Source organism: Pseudomonas sp. E102, assembly GCF_052660185.1.
Window position 1 is genome coordinate 632,719 of sequence record NZ_CP084025.1, and the last position, 14,499, is coordinate 647,217.

Here is a 14,499-nt window from a genome sequence, read left to right on the forward strand (position 1 = left end):
GGGCCGGCGAGGATCAGACGATGGAAGCCTTGATGCGCTCCGCCTGCTTCAGGTAAAGGCCCAACTCCCGCGCGGGCAGGGGTTTGCTGTAGTAGTAACCCTGGCCTTCATGGCAGCCCTCGGAAATGATGTACGCCTCCTGCTCGATAGTCTCGACACCTTCGGCAATGACCTGCATGCCCAGGCTCTTGCCCAGTTGGATGATGGCGCGAACGATTGTTGCATCGTCTTCGTCATCGAGCAGGTCCTGGACGAAGCTCTTGTCGATCTTGATCTTGTCCAGCGGCAGGCTCTTGAGATAACTCAGCGATGAGTAGCCAGTGCCGAAATCGTCAATGGCGATCAGCGCGCCGGAACGGCGCAGGCTCAGCAAATGCTGGGCAGCGGTGGTGATGTCCTCCATCAGGCCGGTCTCGGTGACTTCCAGCTCCAGGCTGCGCGGCGGCAGGCGGTACATCTGCAGGAAGTTGTTCACCACCCTGGGCAACTCGGCGTGGTGCAGCTGCACGGTAGACAGGTTGACCGCCATGCGCAGGTCGACGAAGCCCTGGTCATGCCAGTCGCGCAGCTGCTTGCAAGCCTGGTCCAGGACCCATTCGCCGATCGCGATGATCGTGCCGTTCTGCTCGGCCAGAGGAATGAACAGGTCTGGCGGCACGAAACCGTGTTCGGGATGGTTCCAGCGAATCAGCGCTTCGGTGCCCACCACGCGCAGGTCGCGATAGCTGATCTGCGGCTGGTACACCAGGGTGAACTGCTCGCGCGACAGGGCTTCGCGCAGGTCCTTTTCCAATTCGCGACGGCGGCGCATCTCGCTGTCGACGCTGGCAATGTAGAACTGATAACGATTGCGCGAGCGGGTCTTGGCCAGGGTCATGGTCTGCTCGGCTTTTTGCAGCAGCTTTTCGGTGCTGTCGCCGTCTTCAGGAAACAAGGTGATGCCAATGGTCGCCCTCAGGCGGATCTCCTGGTCGTCCAGCGCGAACGGAGCTTCCAGGTCGTCAAGAATGCTCTGGGCCAGTTCGGCGGCTTCATAGGGTTGCTCGATATCGGCCTGGACCAGCGCAAACTGGTCGCCGCCCAGTCGCGCCAATGCGCCGAGGCGTCCGCTGTGGGCGCGCAGCCGATCGGCCAGGGCAAGCAGCAGCTGGTCACCGGTCTGGTAGCTGAACTGTTCGTTGATGCTCTTGAAATCATCCAGCCCCACGCACAGCACCGCGACGCGACGTTGCAGACGTCCGGCATCCACGAGGATCTTGTCCAGTTGCTGTTGCAGTTGCTGGCGATTGGGCAGGCCGGTCAGGAAATCGTACTGGGCCATGCGCAGCAGGCTGTTTTCGGCCTCGTGGCGCAGGTGGGTGTTGCGCTCGATGGAGGCCAGCAATTGATTGGCGGTGTTGATCCATAGGCCCAGTTCGTTGTGCTCGTGACCCCTTAGCTGCGGGATCTTGTGGGCACTGGGGCGGTCCGGGTTAATTTCGGTCAGGTGCTGGATGATTCGCGACAGCGGCTTGGTCAACAGCCAGTGGTAAACCAGGTACAGCACCAGGCCCATGGCCAGAGCCCGCAGCATTCCGGAAATGAAGATGATGACCGAACTGACGATAAAGCCCTGGCCATAGGTGGCGGTGTCGAGCGTGATGCTCAGGTCGCCATAATATTCACTGTAGGGGCCGCGGCCCACCAGTTGCGTGGTGAAGGTCCGCTCCTGGCCCAGTATCAGGTCGGTCAGCCAGCGGCTTTCAGACTTCTGCAGAGGCCGGGTTTTTTCGGCCAGCATGGTTTCGCGCGGATGCCCGATGGACGCCATGCGCACGGCTTCATCTTGGAACAGGCCTTCGATCACCTGCATGCCCATCTCGCGGTCCAGGCTATAGACCGCCTGGGTGGACGGATCGCGGAACATATCGAGGATGCGCTGGGCGTCGTCGGCGACGGCCCGGTTGGTTTTGTAGGCGTCGAATACGATCTGGGCGCAGCTTAAAACCATGCCAACGATCAACGCCGAGAGGAGCACGACCCGGAGCAACTTCACAGACAAGCTGTTTTTGAGTTCCAGCTTCAAAGAGGGATTCCTTGTTCCGTGCGGGTAGCGTCAAGATGCCATGAGTATTGGCAATCCTGTGATGTCAGTCAAAGGGACAATCAAACACAAGGGATTTCGCCTGAAACCTGGCCGTTATACGGTGTTTGCAGAGTGATGACTCTACGACCATTGTTTCGGTTGGAAGGGCCTGCAACTTGAGGCTTGGCGGGATTTTTATTGGTTTTTCGGACGCGAGGTCATTTACCTGGGGCGATATTGCTTGATCACCGCGAAGCTTGCCGAGGGGCAAGCTCGCTCGCGCAGAGCAATCCAAGTCTAAAAAAAACGGCGCTTTCCCGTCGGAAAAACGCCGTTTTTCAAGACATCACAGCTTAGGCAGTAAAGGTCTTGCCTTCGAACTGCTGAGCCACGAACTCCCAGTTCACCAGGTTCCAGAACGCCTCGACGTATTTTGGACGCACGTTACGGTAGTCGATGTAGTAGGCGTGCTCCCAGACGTCGCAGGTCAGCAGCGGGGTGTCGCCGCTGGTCAGCGGGTTGCCGGCGCCGATGGTGCTGGCCAGGGCCAGGGAACCGTCAGCCTTTTTCACCAGCCAGCCCCAACCGGAACCGAAGGTGCCGATGGACGTCTTGCTGAATTCTTCCTTGAACTTGTCGAACGAACCGAAGGCAGCATTGATGGCTTCAGCCAGCGCGCCGGTAGGTTGGCCGCCGCCGTTAGGCGTCAGGCAGTTCCAGTAGAAGGTGTGGTTCCAGACCTGAGCGGCGTTGTTGAAGATACCGCCCGAGGAAGTCTTGACGATTTCTTCCAGGGTCTTGCCTTCGAACTCGGTGCCAGGCACCAGGTTGTTCAGGTTCACGACATAGGTGTTGTGGTGCTTGTCGTGGTGGTATTCCAGCGTTTCTTTGGAGATGTGTGGCGCCAGTGCGTCGTGTGGGTACGGCAGCGGCGGCAATTCGAAAGCCATGGTGATTCTCCTAATCAGGTCAGTTGCGGTGAGCGCAAGGCCGATCACGGGCGGCCAGACTAGCGCCGGGGAGTTTGTACTCTTTGCGGCGCAGGAGTCGGATCATAGCACCGGGGGTGCGGCATAACCACGCAACAACTGTGTGGAATAGAGGTTCCAGAGCGGTTTGGAATATCAGCCCGACACGATCAGTTGCGCTGCTACCGTGAACATCATCACGGCCACCAGCAGGTCCAGGACGCGCCAGGTCGCAGGGCGGGCCAGCCAGGGAGCGAGCCACGCGGCACCCAGGGCCAACGTGGAAAACCACAGCAGCGAAGCACTGGCCGCGCCCACGACGTAGGCGCCAGGCACGCTCTGCTGGGCACCGAGAGAGCCGATCAGCAACACGGTGTCGAGGTAGACGTGAGGGTTGAGCAGCGTGACCGCCAGCGCGCTCAGCAGCACGGTTCGCAGAGACCGCGCGACCTGCTTTTCATCCCGCTCCAGACTTTGCCTCGAACAGGCCCGACGCAGCGCCTGGCTGCCGTACCAAAGCAAGAACGCAGCGCCGCCCCAGCGAGCGATCGAAAGCAACAATGGGCTCTGGGCCAGCAGCGTTGCCAGGCCGAACACCCCGGCGGCGACCAACAGCGCATCACAGGCGATGCACAGCGCAGCCACCGGCAGGTGATGCTCGCGGCGCAGGCTCTGGGCCAGCACGAACGCGTTCTGCGCGCCGATCGCCATGATCAACCCAAGGGCCACCAGCAGCCCGTTTACATAGCTTTGCCACATAACGTTGTCACTCCAGGAGTTCGCAAATTGCTGGCCATTCTCCGGGGTGCGGGAGTATAAGAAAAACAAATCATGCTGATCGGCCATAAGGAAAACTGATGTTCGATTACAAACTGCTTTCCGCCCTGGCGAGCGTTGTCGAGCAAGCTGGCTTCGAGCGAGCCGCGCAGGTGCTGGGATTGTCGCAATCGGCCATCTCCCAGCGGATAAAGCTACTCGAAGCGCGGGTCGGCCAGCCCGTGCTGGTGCGCGCCACGCCTCCGACGCCCACGGAAATCGGCCGTCGCCTGCTCAACCATGTACAACAGGTGCGTTTGCTGGAGCGCGACCTGCAAAGCCTGGTGCCGGCGCTGGACGAAGAGGGCCTGCCGGAGCGCCTGCGCATTGCGCTGAACGCCGACAGCCTGGCCACATGGTGGGCCAGCGCGGTGGGGACATTCTGTGCCGAGCAGCATGTGTTGCTCGATTTAGTGGTGGAGGACCAGACCGTAGGCCTCAAGCGCATGCGCGCCGGAGAGGTCGCCGCTTGTCTTTGCGCCAGTGAACGCCCGGTGGCCGGCGCCCGCAGCGTGTTGCTGGGGGCCATGCGCTACCGGGCGCTCGCCAGCCCCGCCTTCATTGCCCGGCATTTCCCCGGCGGGGTGCGCGCCGATCTACTGGCTCGCACACCTGCCCTGGTGTTCGGGCCGGATGATTTCCTGCAACACCGGTATCTGGCTTCCCTCGGCGTCGAAGGCGGATTCGAACACCATTTATGTCCATCATCCGAAGGTTTCCTTCGCCTTATCGAGGCGGGGCTTGGCTGGGGGCTAGTGCCCGAGCTGCAAGTTCGCGATGCACTGGAAAGAGGCGAACTGGTGGAATTACTCGCAGATAAGCCGATTGACGTGCCGCTGTACTGGCATCATTGGCGCAATGGTGGGCAGCTGCTCGGTTTGTTGACCGAGCAGCTGGTCGCAGCGGCAGGCAGCACGCTGCATGGGGTGAACTGATGCAGCTGGCTTGTGGCACGAAACTGATTTAGGAGCATTTCATGAAAATTCTGGTCACCGGCGCAAGCGGCTTCATTGGCGGACGCTTTGCGCGTTTCGCCCTGGAGCAAGGCCTGGATGTTCGGGTCAATGGCCGCCGGCCTGAAAACGTCCAGCACCTGGTGACGCGCGGCGCCGAGTTCATCGAGGGCGATCTGGGCGACCCGATGTTGGCCCGGGACCTGTGTCGCGATGTCGACGCCGTGGTGCATTGCGCCGGCTCGGTGGGGTTATGGGGACGCTACCAGGACTTTCACCAAGGCAATGTCCAGCTCACCGAGAACATCGTCGAGGCTTGTCTGAAGCAAAAGGTCCGGCGACTGGTTCACCTTTCTTCGCCCTCGATCTACTTCGATGGTCGTGACCACTTGGGATTGACCGAAGAACAGGTGCCCAAACGTTTCAAGCATCCCTACGCTGCCACCAAATACCTGGCCGAACAGAAAGTCTTCGGTGCTCAGGAGTTCGGTTTGGAAGTGCTGGCCCTGCGCCCGCGATTCGTCACCGGTGCCGGCGACATGAGCATTTTCCCGCGGCTGCTTAAAATGCAGCGCAAGGGACGCCTGGCGATTGTTGGCAACGGCTTGAACAAAGTGGATTTCACCAGCGTACAGAACCTCAACGAAGCGCTGCTCAGCAGCCTGCTGGCCACCGATTCGGCCTTGGGCAAGGCTTATAACATCAGCAATGGCGCGCCTGTCCCACTGTGGGATGTGGTCAATTATGTGATGCGGCAGATGGAAGTCCCGCAGGTCAGGCGTTACCGCTCCTATGGACTGGCCTACAGCGTTGCGGCCATGAACGAAGGTCTTTGCGCAATCTGGCCCGGACGGCCTGAACCGACGCTGTCACGCCTGGGCATGCAGGTGATGAGCAGGAATTTCACCCTGGATATCGACCGGGCACGGCACTGTCTGGATTATGATCCGAAGGTCAGCCTCTGGGCCGCCCTCGATGAATTCTGCGCCTGGTGGCGCGTCCAGCATGGCCGCTGATCGCCCCGTCATGAACCGAGTGCCCGGTTCGGGGTCAATGGGTGCGGCGGGCGAGGGGGTTATACTCGCCGCATCGAGTCACCACCGATTTCCCAAAGGTTGAACCCATGCCCACGCGTAACGATGCCAACGACGACTTCGACGATGTACCGAGCCTGCGGATGCGGGCGGACATCCCCGATGACGATGACTTCCTGAGCAATCGCCCGCCCCACGTGCAGGCGCGTCCGGCGTCCGTTGCGGCGGCGAAGGTCAAGGCACCGAGCACCGGGCCGCTGTGGGCCTTGGTCGGAGCCTTGCTGTGCGCGCTGGCCTTCCTGGCGTGGTGGAGTTTCCAGCAGATTTCCCTGATGGAACAGCAATTGGTGGCCACCCAGGAAAGCTTCGCCCGCATCAGCGAGGATGCGGCCGGGCGCCTGCAGGACATTTCCGGCAAGGTGGTCGCCGGACAGTCCAATGTCATGAGCGACAGTGAAGCCTTGAAACTGCAGATCAGACAGTTGGAAAACAAGATGCAAGAGCAGGGCCGCCAATTCGACGGCAAGCTGCAGGAACAATATAAAGCGCTGCAAGGCGCCTTCGGCCCGTCCGCCGACCTGGACACGCAACTGGCCAAGATGATCACCCAGGCTTCGCAGCAGGAAAACACCAACACCCAGCTGCAAGCGGCCAACAAAGAACTCCAGGCTCAGGTCAAGGCGTTGGCGGCGGAAGTGTCGGCCTTGAAGAACCAAGGCGAGGGTGGTGCCCTGGATGCGCAGCTCAAGAGCATCGGTGCGGACATCACGGCTTTGAAACGAGCCACTTCCAACTCGGCCATCGAGCGTTTAGAGCAGGACATGGTCGTGCTCAAGAGCCAACAGGAAAACCGTTCCGGCAACACCGCCGAGTTCGATGCCTTCCGCGGCCAGGTCACCCGCAACATCAACACCTTGCAATCGCAGATCCAGTACCTGCAACAGCAACTGAGCAACCGATCTCAGTAACGAACCCTGTGGGAGCGAGCGTGCTCGCCCCCACACGGAAACGAAAGCCCAGCCGTAATTACCCCGCCACCAGCACCCGAATTGCCTCCAACCGCAACGCAGCCTTCTCCAACATCGCCAACCCTTGCTCACGCTGCTGGCGCAAAGCCTCCAGCTCGCTGTCCCGCACGGTTGGGTTGACCGCTTGCAGCGCGGTCAAGCGTGCCAGCTCTTCTTCAGTATCAGCCGCCAGGCGACGTTGGGCCTCGGCCACGCGCTCGGCATGGCGTGGGATGATTTTCTGTTCGCCGGCATTGATCCGCGGCGCGAGTTGGTCGCGCTGGGCCTGGATGAATTTGTTGGCGCTGGCGCGTGGCACGCTTTCGAGCTGGTCGTTCAGGGTTTCGAAAGAGACCCGGGCCGCCAGGTCGTTGCCGTTGGCGTCCAGCAGGCAGCGCAGGGCCGCTGGTGGCAGGTAGCGGCCCAGCTGCAGCGAACGCGGGGCGACCACTTCGCTGACATAGAGCAGTTCCAGCAGCACGGTGCCGGGTTTGAGTGCCTTGTTCTTGATCAGCGCCACGGCCGTGTTGCCCATGGAGCCCGACAGCACCAGGTCCATGCCGCCTTGCACCATCGGGTGCTCCCAGGTGATGAATTGCATGTCCTCGCGAGACAGCGCCTGGTTGCGGTCGTAGGTGATGGTCACGCCTTCGTCGTCGCCCAAGGGGAAACTGGCGTCGAGCATTTTCTCGCTCGGCTTGAGGATCAGCGCGTTGTCTGAATGGTCCTCGCTGTCGATACCGAAGGCGTCGAACAAGGTCTCCATGTAGATCGGCAGGGCAAACTGGTCATCCTGTTCGAGAATGGCTTCCACCAGCGCATCACCTTCACCCGCGCCGCCGGAATTGAGCTCCAGCAGGCGATCGCGGCCGGTATGCAGCTCGGCTTCCAGGCGCTCGCGCTCCACGCGGGCCTCGTCGATCAGCGCTTGCCAGTCGCCATCGTCGGCTTCTTCGAGCAATGGCAGCAGGCGCGGGCCGAATTGATGCTGCAAGGCGTTGCCGGTCGGGCAGGTGTTGAGAAACGCGTTCAGGGCTTCGTGATACCACTGGAACAGCCGGGCCTGCGGGCTGGTTTCCAGGTAGGGCACGTGCAGCTCGATGGTGTGTTTCTGGCCGATCCGGTCCAGGCGGCCGATCCGTTGTTCCAGCAGGTCCGGGTGCGATGGCAGGTCGAACAGCACCAGGTGATGGGCAAACTGGAAGTTACGACCTTCGCTGCCGATTTCCGAGCAGATCAGCACCTGGGCGCCAAACTCTTCATCAGCGAAGTAAGCGGCCGCGCGGTCGCGCTCCAGAATGTTCATGCCTTCGTGGAACACCGTGGCAGGGATGCCAGAGCGCACGCGCAGGGCGTCTTCCAGGTCCATGGCGGTTTCCGCGTGGGCGCAGATCACCAGGACCTTGGTGCGCTTGAGCATTTTCAACTGGTCGATCAGCCATTCGACGCGCGGGTCGAATTTCCACCAGCGCTCTTCTTCGCTGGCGTCCGGCTGGGCCTGGAAGCTGACTTCCGGGTACAGCTCGGCATGATCGCCCAGCGGCAGTTCCAGGTATTCGTCCGGGCATGGCAAAGGATAAGCGTGCAGCTTGCGCTCCGGGAAGCCTTGCACGGCGGCGCGGGTATTGCGGAACAGCACGCGGCCAGTGCCATGTCGGTCGAGCAATTCACGAACCAGGCGGGCGCTGGCTTCGATGTCGCCATCGTTGACAGCCGTCAGCAGCGCTTCGCCCTCGTTACCCAGGAAACCGTGGATGGTCTGGTGGGCTTCGGGCGACAGGCGCCCTTTGTCCAACAACTCCTGGACGGCTTCGGCGACCGGGCGATAGTTCTCGCTTTCGGCACGGAAGGCCTGCAAATCATGGAAACGGTTCGGGTCCAGCAGGCGCAGACGGGCGAAGTGGCTGTCCTGTCCCAGTTGCTCAGGTGTCGCGGTCAGCAGCAGTACGCCGGGAATGGTTTCGGCAAGTTGCTCCACCAGCGCGTATTGAGGGCTGACATGGTCTTCGTGCCACACCAGGTGATGGGCTTCGTCGACAACCATCAGGTCCCATCCGGCGGCAAACAGCGCGTCCTGGGCCTTCTCGTCGTCTACCAGCCATTCCAGCGCCACCAGCGCCAGTTGGGTGTCTTCGAAGGGGTTGCTGGCATCGCTTTCAATGAAGCGTTCTTCGTCGAACAGCGCCACCTGCAGGTTGAAGCGCCGGCGCATTTCCACCAGCCACTGGTGCTGGAGGTTTTCCGGGACCAGGATCAGGATGCGGCTGGCGCGCCCGGAAAGCAGTTGGCGGTGGATGATGAGGCCGGCTTCGATGGTCTTGCCCAGGCCCACTTCGTCTGCCAGCAGTACCCGTGGCGCAATGCGGTCAGCCACTTCACGGGCGATGTGCAGTTGGTGGGCGATCGGTTGGGCGCGGACGCCACCCAGGCCCCAAAGCGGGGACTGCAATTGGCGGCTGGTATGTTCCAGCGTGTGGTAGCGCAGGGAAAACCAGGCCAGTGGGTCGATCTGGCCGGCGAACAGGCGGTCGCTGGCCAAGCGGAACTGGATGAAGTTCGACAGCTGGGTTTCGGGCAGCGTGACGACTTCGTTCTGGCCGTCAAGGCCGTGGTAGACCAACAGTCCATCGACGTCGTCGACTTCGCGCACGGTCATTTTCCAGCCTTCGAAGTGAGTGATCACGTCGCCCGGCGAAAACCGTACGCGGGTCAAGGGCGCATTCCGTAGCGCGTACTGGCGAGTGTCGCCAGTGGCCGGATAGAGCACGGTCAACAAGCGGCCGTCCTGTGCCAGAACGGTGCCTAAACCCAGCTCGGCTTCGCTGTCACTGATCCAGCGTTGCCCCGGTTGATACTGCTGCGCCATGCTGCCTGACTCCCGCCGTGAAAAAGCCGGCTATCTTAACGGAATGAGCCGCCAGACCAAAGGATTTACGCACATCTGCCAGGCCTCGCGTGGGCGCTCCCCGTCAACCTGGCCAAGGGAACTTAAACGGGTTGCGCGATCAAACAAGCTTGTGGGCTGGCAGGGCGCAATGCCAACCGGGTCACAAGTTTCGGACCAGCGGTTCAAGCTGTCCCCGCCACAGCCGACAACCTGAAGACAGGAGACCTTTATGTTGCCACCCATGCTTCCCTTGAGCGCCGTACCCGTTACCGCGCAGCAGGATCCTATCCGGCCGCGACCGGATATTCCGCCCGTGGTCCCTGTTCAGGAAAGCTCCAGCGAAAGCACCATCGACCTGCAAAAGCGCGATCCTGAAGAAACCGCGTTGTTGCTGCGCGAGGAACAGCGCCGCCAGCAGGAGCGTGAAAGGCGTCGCCGTGAAGCCGATGAAGACCCCGGCGAACATTTGGCGGTGCCGGGCACCGAGCTGAACGCCGACAACACAGTACCGGTCGTACCGCTGGTGGAAGGGGAGTCGCGCCAAGGCCTGTGGGTCGATATCCAGATCTGATCCAAGCCCGCCGAGACGGCCGGGCTGGTCAACGCAGGAAGCAGCCCGCATCATGGGCGCATCCGAACTCACCGTATGATGCCGACACACCATGAGCCAAGAAGACAAGCTGATTGACCTGGGCGCTGAGCGCGCCAAGCGCGTTCACGACCTCAACGAAAAACGCCTCAATGAAGTTCGCCAGGCTTTCGAGCAGGCCATGCCGCTGGGCAAGCCAAAGAAAAAACCGAAAAACAAACCGAAAAAGCGCTGAGCTCCCCTCGATTCATTGATCCAAATCAATTATTCCCTCTTCATTTCGCTCCGTCGCGAGCGGTATTGATTCCGGTCAATTTTCATCCAGGCCCGATTGGTTAACTTGGCTCCAACGAAACAGGGGCAAGACCAGGAGGCCAGTCATGTTTATCGATAATGTGGTGTTTGCCGGTGTGTTGACGGTCGGCCTCATGTTCGTGTTTTTCGCAGGTTTTGGATTATTCATCTGGAAAGATGCGCACAAGCGCAAGAAGCCGTAGGCCTTTTCAGCGACAGCGAGCACGCAAGGCATTTTGGGCGACTTCGGTCGCCCTTTTTTTTGGCAAATGTTCCGGTTTCCCATAAAACCATTGTGGGGGCGAACTTGCTCGCTCCCACAGGTGGCTGGGCATGAAAAAAGGTGCGAACCGCAAGGAACGCACCTTTTTTCATAACTGCCAGAGACTCAGCCGCTGATGGCCTTGGACGCCAGCCAGAACAGCGCCGCCGACAGGGCCACCGTTGCCGGCAAGGTCAGCACCCAGGCCAGCAGGATGGTCTTCACCGTGCCGCCTTGCAGGCCGCTCTTGTTGGCGACCATGGTGCCCGCCACGCCGGAAGACAGTACATGGGTGGTGGAAACCGGCAGGCTGAAGACGTTCGCCGCGCCAATCATGCAAGCGGTGGTGATCTGGGCCGACATGCCTTGGGCGTAGGTCATGCCTTGCTTGCCGATCTTCTCGCCGATGGTCAATACCACGCGCTTCCAGCCGACCATGGTGCCCAGGCCCAGCGCCAGGGCAACCGCCAGGATCACCCAGAACGGCGCGTATTCGGTGGTCGCGGTCAGGTCCTTGCGCAGCTTGTTCAGGTCGTCTTTCTCACGAGCCGCCAAACCCGGCAGCTTGCCGACCTTTTTCGCCGTGTCGTCCAGGCAGAGCAGGTAGCGACGCACTTCGATACGGCTTTCCGAAGGCAGCGAGTGGTAGTCCGCCACGCCTTTGAGCGTATCGAGCAGCGCGTTGATGGTCGGTTCGGTCTGTTGCGGGTTGCAACGGAATTTCTCCGGCAGATCGCCTTCGACACTCTTGCCCAAGGCCAGGAATTCGCCGAGGGATTCACTGTTGCGCTTGTAGAACTGGCTCAAGTGCAGGGTCGCGTCGCGGGTACGCTCGATCTGGTAGGTCGTGCTGTTCAGGTCGAGTACGAACTGCGCGGGGACGATCCCGATCAGCACCAGCATGATCAGGCCGATGCCTTTCTGGCCGTCGTTGGAACCGTGGACGAAGCTGACGGCCATGGCCGAAATCACCAGCACCAGGCGGTTCCAGAATGGCGGGTGTTTCTTGTCGTCGATCTTGCGGCGCTGTTCCGGCGTCTTGTGCATCTTCGACAACGGACGCCACCATTTCAGGCCGATCAACACCAGGGCGGCGATCAGGAAGCCGGCCATGGGCGAGAACACCAGGGAAGCACCGATGTCGATTGCCTTCTGCCAATTCACGCCATCGCGCAGCGCAATGTCATTGATCAATGCGTTGGCCAGGCCGACGCCAAGGATCGAGCCGATCAGGGTGTGGGAGCTGGAGGCCGGGATACCGAAGTACCACGTGCCCAGGTTCCAGGTGATGGCCGCCGCAAGCAGTGAGAACACCATGGCCAACCCGTGGCCGGTGTTCACGTTGATCAACAGTTCCACGGGCAGCAAGTGCACGATGGCATACGCCACCCCCACACCGCCCAGCAACACGCCGAGGAAATTGAACACACCGGAAAAGAACACCGCCAGGTGAGGCGGCATGGCTTTGGTGTAGATAACAGTGGCAACCGCGTTAGCGGTGTCATGAAAGCCGTTGATGAACTCGAAGGCGAGGACAAAAGCCAGGGCGAGCAAGAGGCTCACGAGCACCCAAGCATCCAGTCCGCTGAATAAATCGATCATGAAGGTTTTCTGACCCGGTCATAAGGGGGCGCGATTATGCCAGAAAACCTCGCAAATCGATGCATTGCCTGCTCATCGGTAACAATCTTCTGCTAAGCGACCGGGGTGCAGGCTGTCTTTTTCGAGGGGCGCCACGAGGCTGCAAGCCTTTGTTTACAAGGATGAAAGCTCTGTTGGCGTGTTCGCCTCGCGCCGGGATCGTCGGAAGAAAAAATCTGAAGGACGAGCAGTCGTTACGGTTACCCGACCGATGGCTGGTGAGTTGAAGCGGCCCACTTTTGGCGGGCGTCCGCTGCCGTGTCCGGCCTGGGTGGCGACCGGACACGGCCCGTAACAACATCAAGTGCGCGACGTCATCCTTCTTCGGACTTGAGCTCTTTTTCCATCTTTTGAAGTTCCTGGCTGAAAGCCTGGTCCTGGACGGTGGCGCGTTTGCGCCAAGGTTTGCGTTCCGGTTCGGGTTGCGCGGCGTAGGTGGTGATTTCCCCGCCGTAGACTTCCTTGTAACGTTGTTCCTGGCGCTCAAGTTCCGCGCGCAGTTCTTCTTTCGTCACAGTATTACCTAATGAATTGAAAATTAATCTGGTGATACGCACTGCATGCAGTCATGCAGACGGCCACGGCACCAGAGCTGACAGCTGACGTAGCATCAGGGCTTCGGGTTATTGCCGACACAGAGGAAGCGGTCATCGATGCTTCACGCACCGGTTGCCGACATGACAGTTAGAACTGTCGTGCCCGCGGACGGGGACTGGCCGATTGGCCGCGCCGTCACTGAGCGCATTATAGCGGTCCATCTGAATAACACTATCGCTAAAGTTAAAACGTTCGGTTGCCTTGTGTGAACCAATGTTTGTATGTGCAAGTTGTGTCAACAGAGTTTCAAGACGTACCACAAGTTCAATATTGAGCCTCGTTTGTTGCAACCCGTCACGGCCCATCTTTGTTATTTCCATACCCGAGTGGGCGATATCAGGAGCATGGCCAGATGAAGAGCTGATGCATGGATTGCGATTATCGGTCGCCAGTTCGATAATCGAACGGTCTTGATCGCCAGGTGCTTGTCTGTCGGCCGGGCAGCCGCTTGTAATAGTCGTCAATTTCCGAGGACCTGACATGAACGACCAATTGCGCAATGCCTTTACGTCAGTCGCGCCACCGATCGTCGCCTCGCCGGCCAAGCGGATCCAGGCCATGACGGGTGACCCGGATTTCATGACCTCGCTGGCCCGGGGCCTTGCCGTGGTCCAGGCTTTCCAGGAGCGCAAGCGGCACCTGACCATCGCGCAGATCAGCCATCGCACGGAAATCCCCCGCGCCGCCGTCCGCCGTTGCCTGTATACCTTGATCAAGCTCGGCTATGCGACCACCGATGGGCGTACCTATTCATTGCTGCCCAAAGTACTGACGCTGGGCCACGCCTATTTGTCATCGACGCCGCTGGCCGTGTCCGCCCAGCCTTATCTGGACCGCATGAGCGAACAGCTGCACGAGGCCTGCAACATGGCCACGCTCGAAGGCGACGATATCCTCTACATCGCCCGGTCGGCGACCACCCAGCGGCTGATTTCCGTGGACCTGTCCGTCGGCGGCCGCCTGCCGGCGTATTGCACGTCCATGGGCAGGATCCTGCTGGCGGCCCTGGACGACGCTTCGCTGCGAGATTACCTCGACCATGCCGACCTTCAGGCCAAGACAAGCAGGACCCTGCATACGCCCGAGGCGCTGCTTGAATGCTTGCATCAGGTCCGGCAGCAAGGGTGGTGCATCGTCGATCAGGAGTTGGAGCAGGGGCTGCGCTCAATTGCCGTGCCGGTCTATGACGCGTCGGGTCAAGTAGTCGCGGCCCTGAATGTCAGCACCCATGCCGGGCGGGTCAGCCGCAATGAGTTGGAGCAACGTTTCCTGCCAGGTCTGCTGGGGGCCAGCCGCGACTTGAGCGCACAGTTGTTTTCTTAAGCTGTTCGATAAACGCACACACTCGGCTGCGATGAATTGACGGTATTTGCCCGGCCTCATTAA

The 14,499-nt window shown here is 60.5% G+C and carries 14 protein-coding genes; 7 read left to right on the forward strand and 7 right to left on the reverse strand.

What is annotated here, in order from left to right:
- Positions 1-13: 13 nt before the first annotated feature.
- The 3 genes from DOCECA_RS03065 to DOCECA_RS03075 form a co-directional block, all read right to left on the reverse strand.
- Complete coding sequence (locus DOCECA_RS03065) at positions 14-2,065, reverse strand: putative bifunctional diguanylate cyclase/phosphodiesterase (protein ID WP_420764426.1); 2,052 nt, start codon at positions 2,063-2,065, stop codon at positions 14-16.
- A 353-nt stretch (positions 2,066-2,418) separates the two neighbouring features.
- A complete protein-coding gene (locus tag DOCECA_RS03070; protein ID WP_420764427.1) occupies positions 2,419-3,015 on the reverse strand; it encodes a superoxide dismutase in 597 nt (198 codons plus the stop codon).
- 174 nt (positions 3,016-3,189) lie between these two features.
- Positions 3,190-3,792, reverse strand: a complete 603-nt coding sequence (locus DOCECA_RS03075; protein WP_434562704.1) for a LysE/ArgO family amino acid transporter — start codon at positions 3,790-3,792, stop codon at positions 3,190-3,192.
- A gap of 98 nt (positions 3,793-3,890) precedes the next feature.
- On the opposite strand from DOCECA_RS03075, the gene DOCECA_RS03080 reads away from it, so the two are divergent.
- The 3 genes from DOCECA_RS03080 to DOCECA_RS03090 all read left to right on the forward strand — a co-directional run bounded on the left by DOCECA_RS03080 (position 3,891) and on the right by DOCECA_RS03090 (position 6,804).
- Positions 3,891-4,784 (forward strand): LysR family transcriptional regulator ArgP, encoded by an 894-nt coding sequence (locus DOCECA_RS03080; protein WP_420764429.1) that lies wholly within the window; start codon positions 3,891-3,893, stop codon positions 4,782-4,784.
- A gap of 41 nt (positions 4,785-4,825) precedes the next feature.
- A complete protein-coding gene (locus DOCECA_RS03085) occupies positions 4,826-5,818 on the forward strand; it encodes an NAD-dependent epimerase/dehydratase family protein (RefSeq protein ID WP_420764430.1) in 993 nt (330 codons plus the stop codon).
- Between the two features lie 107 nt (positions 5,819-5,925).
- Positions 5,926-6,804, forward strand: a complete 879-nt coding sequence (locus DOCECA_RS03090; RefSeq protein ID WP_420764431.1) for an ATPase — start codon at positions 5,926-5,928, stop codon at positions 6,802-6,804.
- A 58-nt stretch (positions 6,805-6,862) separates the two neighbouring features.
- Here DOCECA_RS03090 and rapA read toward each other — a convergent pair whose 3' ends face one another.
- Positions 6,863-9,709, reverse strand: a complete 2,847-nt coding sequence (gene rapA / locus DOCECA_RS03095; RefSeq protein ID WP_420764432.1) for an RNA polymerase-associated protein RapA — start codon at positions 9,707-9,709, stop codon at positions 6,863-6,865.
- 250 nt (positions 9,710-9,959) lie between these two features.
- On the opposite strand from rapA, the gene DOCECA_RS03100 reads away from it, so the two are divergent.
- The 3 genes from DOCECA_RS03100 (at position 9,960) to ccoM (ending at position 10,816) form a co-directional block, all read left to right on the forward strand.
- Positions 9,960-10,301 carry an aspartate-semialdehyde dehydrogenase gene (locus DOCECA_RS03100; RefSeq protein WP_445571431.1) on the forward strand — a complete coding sequence of 114 codons (342 nt, stop codon included), beginning with the start codon at positions 9,960-9,962 and terminating at the stop codon, positions 10,299-10,301.
- A gap of 91 nt (positions 10,302-10,392) precedes the next feature.
- Positions 10,393-10,554, forward strand: a complete 162-nt coding sequence (locus tag DOCECA_RS03105; protein WP_305496283.1) for a hypothetical protein — start codon at positions 10,393-10,395, stop codon at positions 10,552-10,554.
- A gap of 145 nt (positions 10,555-10,699) precedes the next feature.
- Positions 10,700-10,816, forward strand: coding sequence for a cytochrome c oxidase subunit CcoM (gene ccoM, locus DOCECA_RS03110; RefSeq protein ID WP_030139315.1), 117 nt, complete (start codon positions 10,700-10,702; stop codon positions 10,814-10,816).
- Positions 10,817-11,001: 185 nt separating this feature from the next.
- On the opposite strand, the gene DOCECA_RS03115 is transcribed toward ccoM, so the two are convergent.
- The 3 genes from DOCECA_RS03115 to DOCECA_RS03125 all read right to left on the reverse strand — a co-directional run bounded on the left by DOCECA_RS03115 (position 11,002) and on the right by DOCECA_RS03125 (position 13,577).
- On the reverse strand, positions 11,002-12,477 hold the full coding sequence (locus tag DOCECA_RS03115) for an inorganic phosphate transporter (RefSeq protein WP_420764435.1): 1,476 nt from the start codon (positions 12,475-12,477) through the stop codon (positions 11,002-11,004).
- Positions 12,478-12,830: 353 nt separating this feature from the next.
- Positions 12,831-13,031 (reverse strand): hypothetical protein, encoded by a 201-nt coding sequence (locus tag DOCECA_RS03120; protein WP_420764436.1) that lies wholly within the window; start codon positions 13,029-13,031, stop codon positions 12,831-12,833.
- A 132-nt stretch (positions 13,032-13,163) separates the two neighbouring features.
- A complete protein-coding gene (locus DOCECA_RS03125; protein WP_434610013.1) occupies positions 13,164-13,577 on the reverse strand; it encodes a hypothetical protein in 414 nt (137 codons plus the stop codon).
- A 16-nt stretch (positions 13,578-13,593) separates the two neighbouring features.
- Here DOCECA_RS03125 and pcaR point away from each other — a divergent pair, with 16 nt between their 5' ends.
- Positions 13,594-14,436 carry a pca regulon transcriptional regulator PcaR gene (gene pcaR / locus DOCECA_RS03130; protein WP_420764438.1) on the forward strand — a complete coding sequence of 281 codons (843 nt, stop codon included), beginning with the start codon at positions 13,594-13,596 and terminating at the stop codon, positions 14,434-14,436.
- Positions 14,437-14,499 lie beyond the last annotated feature (63 nt).

What these genes read in the sequence shown, in the direction of transcription:
- DOCECA_RS03070 (WP_420764427.1), bottom strand. Translation starts at nt 3,015, where the DNA reads ATGGCTTTCGAATTGCCGCCGCTGCCGTACCCACACGACGCACTGGCG.
- DOCECA_RS03075 (WP_434562704.1), bottom strand. Translation starts at nt 3,792, where the DNA reads ATGTGGCAAAGCTATGTAAACGGGCTGCTGGTGGCCCTTGGGTTGATC.
- DOCECA_RS03080 (WP_420764429.1), top strand. Translation starts at nt 3,891, where the DNA reads ATGTTCGATTACAAACTGCTTTCCGCCCTGGCGAGCGTTGTCGAGCAA.
- DOCECA_RS03085 (WP_420764430.1), top strand. Translation starts at nt 4,826, where the DNA reads ATGAAAATTCTGGTCACCGGCGCAAGCGGCTTCATTGGCGGACGCTTT.
- DOCECA_RS03090 (WP_420764431.1), top strand. Translation starts at nt 5,926, where the DNA reads ATGCCCACGCGTAACGATGCCAACGACGACTTCGACGATGTACCGAGC.
- rapA (WP_420764432.1), bottom strand. Translation starts at nt 9,709, where the DNA reads ATGGCGCAGCAGTATCAACCGGGGCAACGCTGGATCAGTGACAGCGAA.
- DOCECA_RS03100 (WP_445571431.1), top strand. Translation starts at nt 9,960, where the DNA reads ATGTTGCCACCCATGCTTCCCTTGAGCGCCGTACCCGTTACCGCGCAG.
- DOCECA_RS03105 (WP_305496283.1), top strand. Translation starts at nt 10,393, where the DNA reads ATGAGCCAAGAAGACAAGCTGATTGACCTGGGCGCTGAGCGCGCCAAG.
- ccoM (WP_030139315.1), top strand. Translation starts at nt 10,700, where the DNA reads ATGTTTATCGATAATGTGGTGTTTGCCGGTGTGTTGACGGTCGGCCTC.
- DOCECA_RS03115 (WP_420764435.1), bottom strand. Translation starts at nt 12,477, where the DNA reads ATGATCGATTTATTCAGCGGACTGGATGCTTGGGTGCTCGTGAGCCTC.
- pcaR (WP_420764438.1), top strand. Translation starts at nt 13,594, where the DNA reads ATGAACGACCAATTGCGCAATGCCTTTACGTCAGTCGCGCCACCGATC.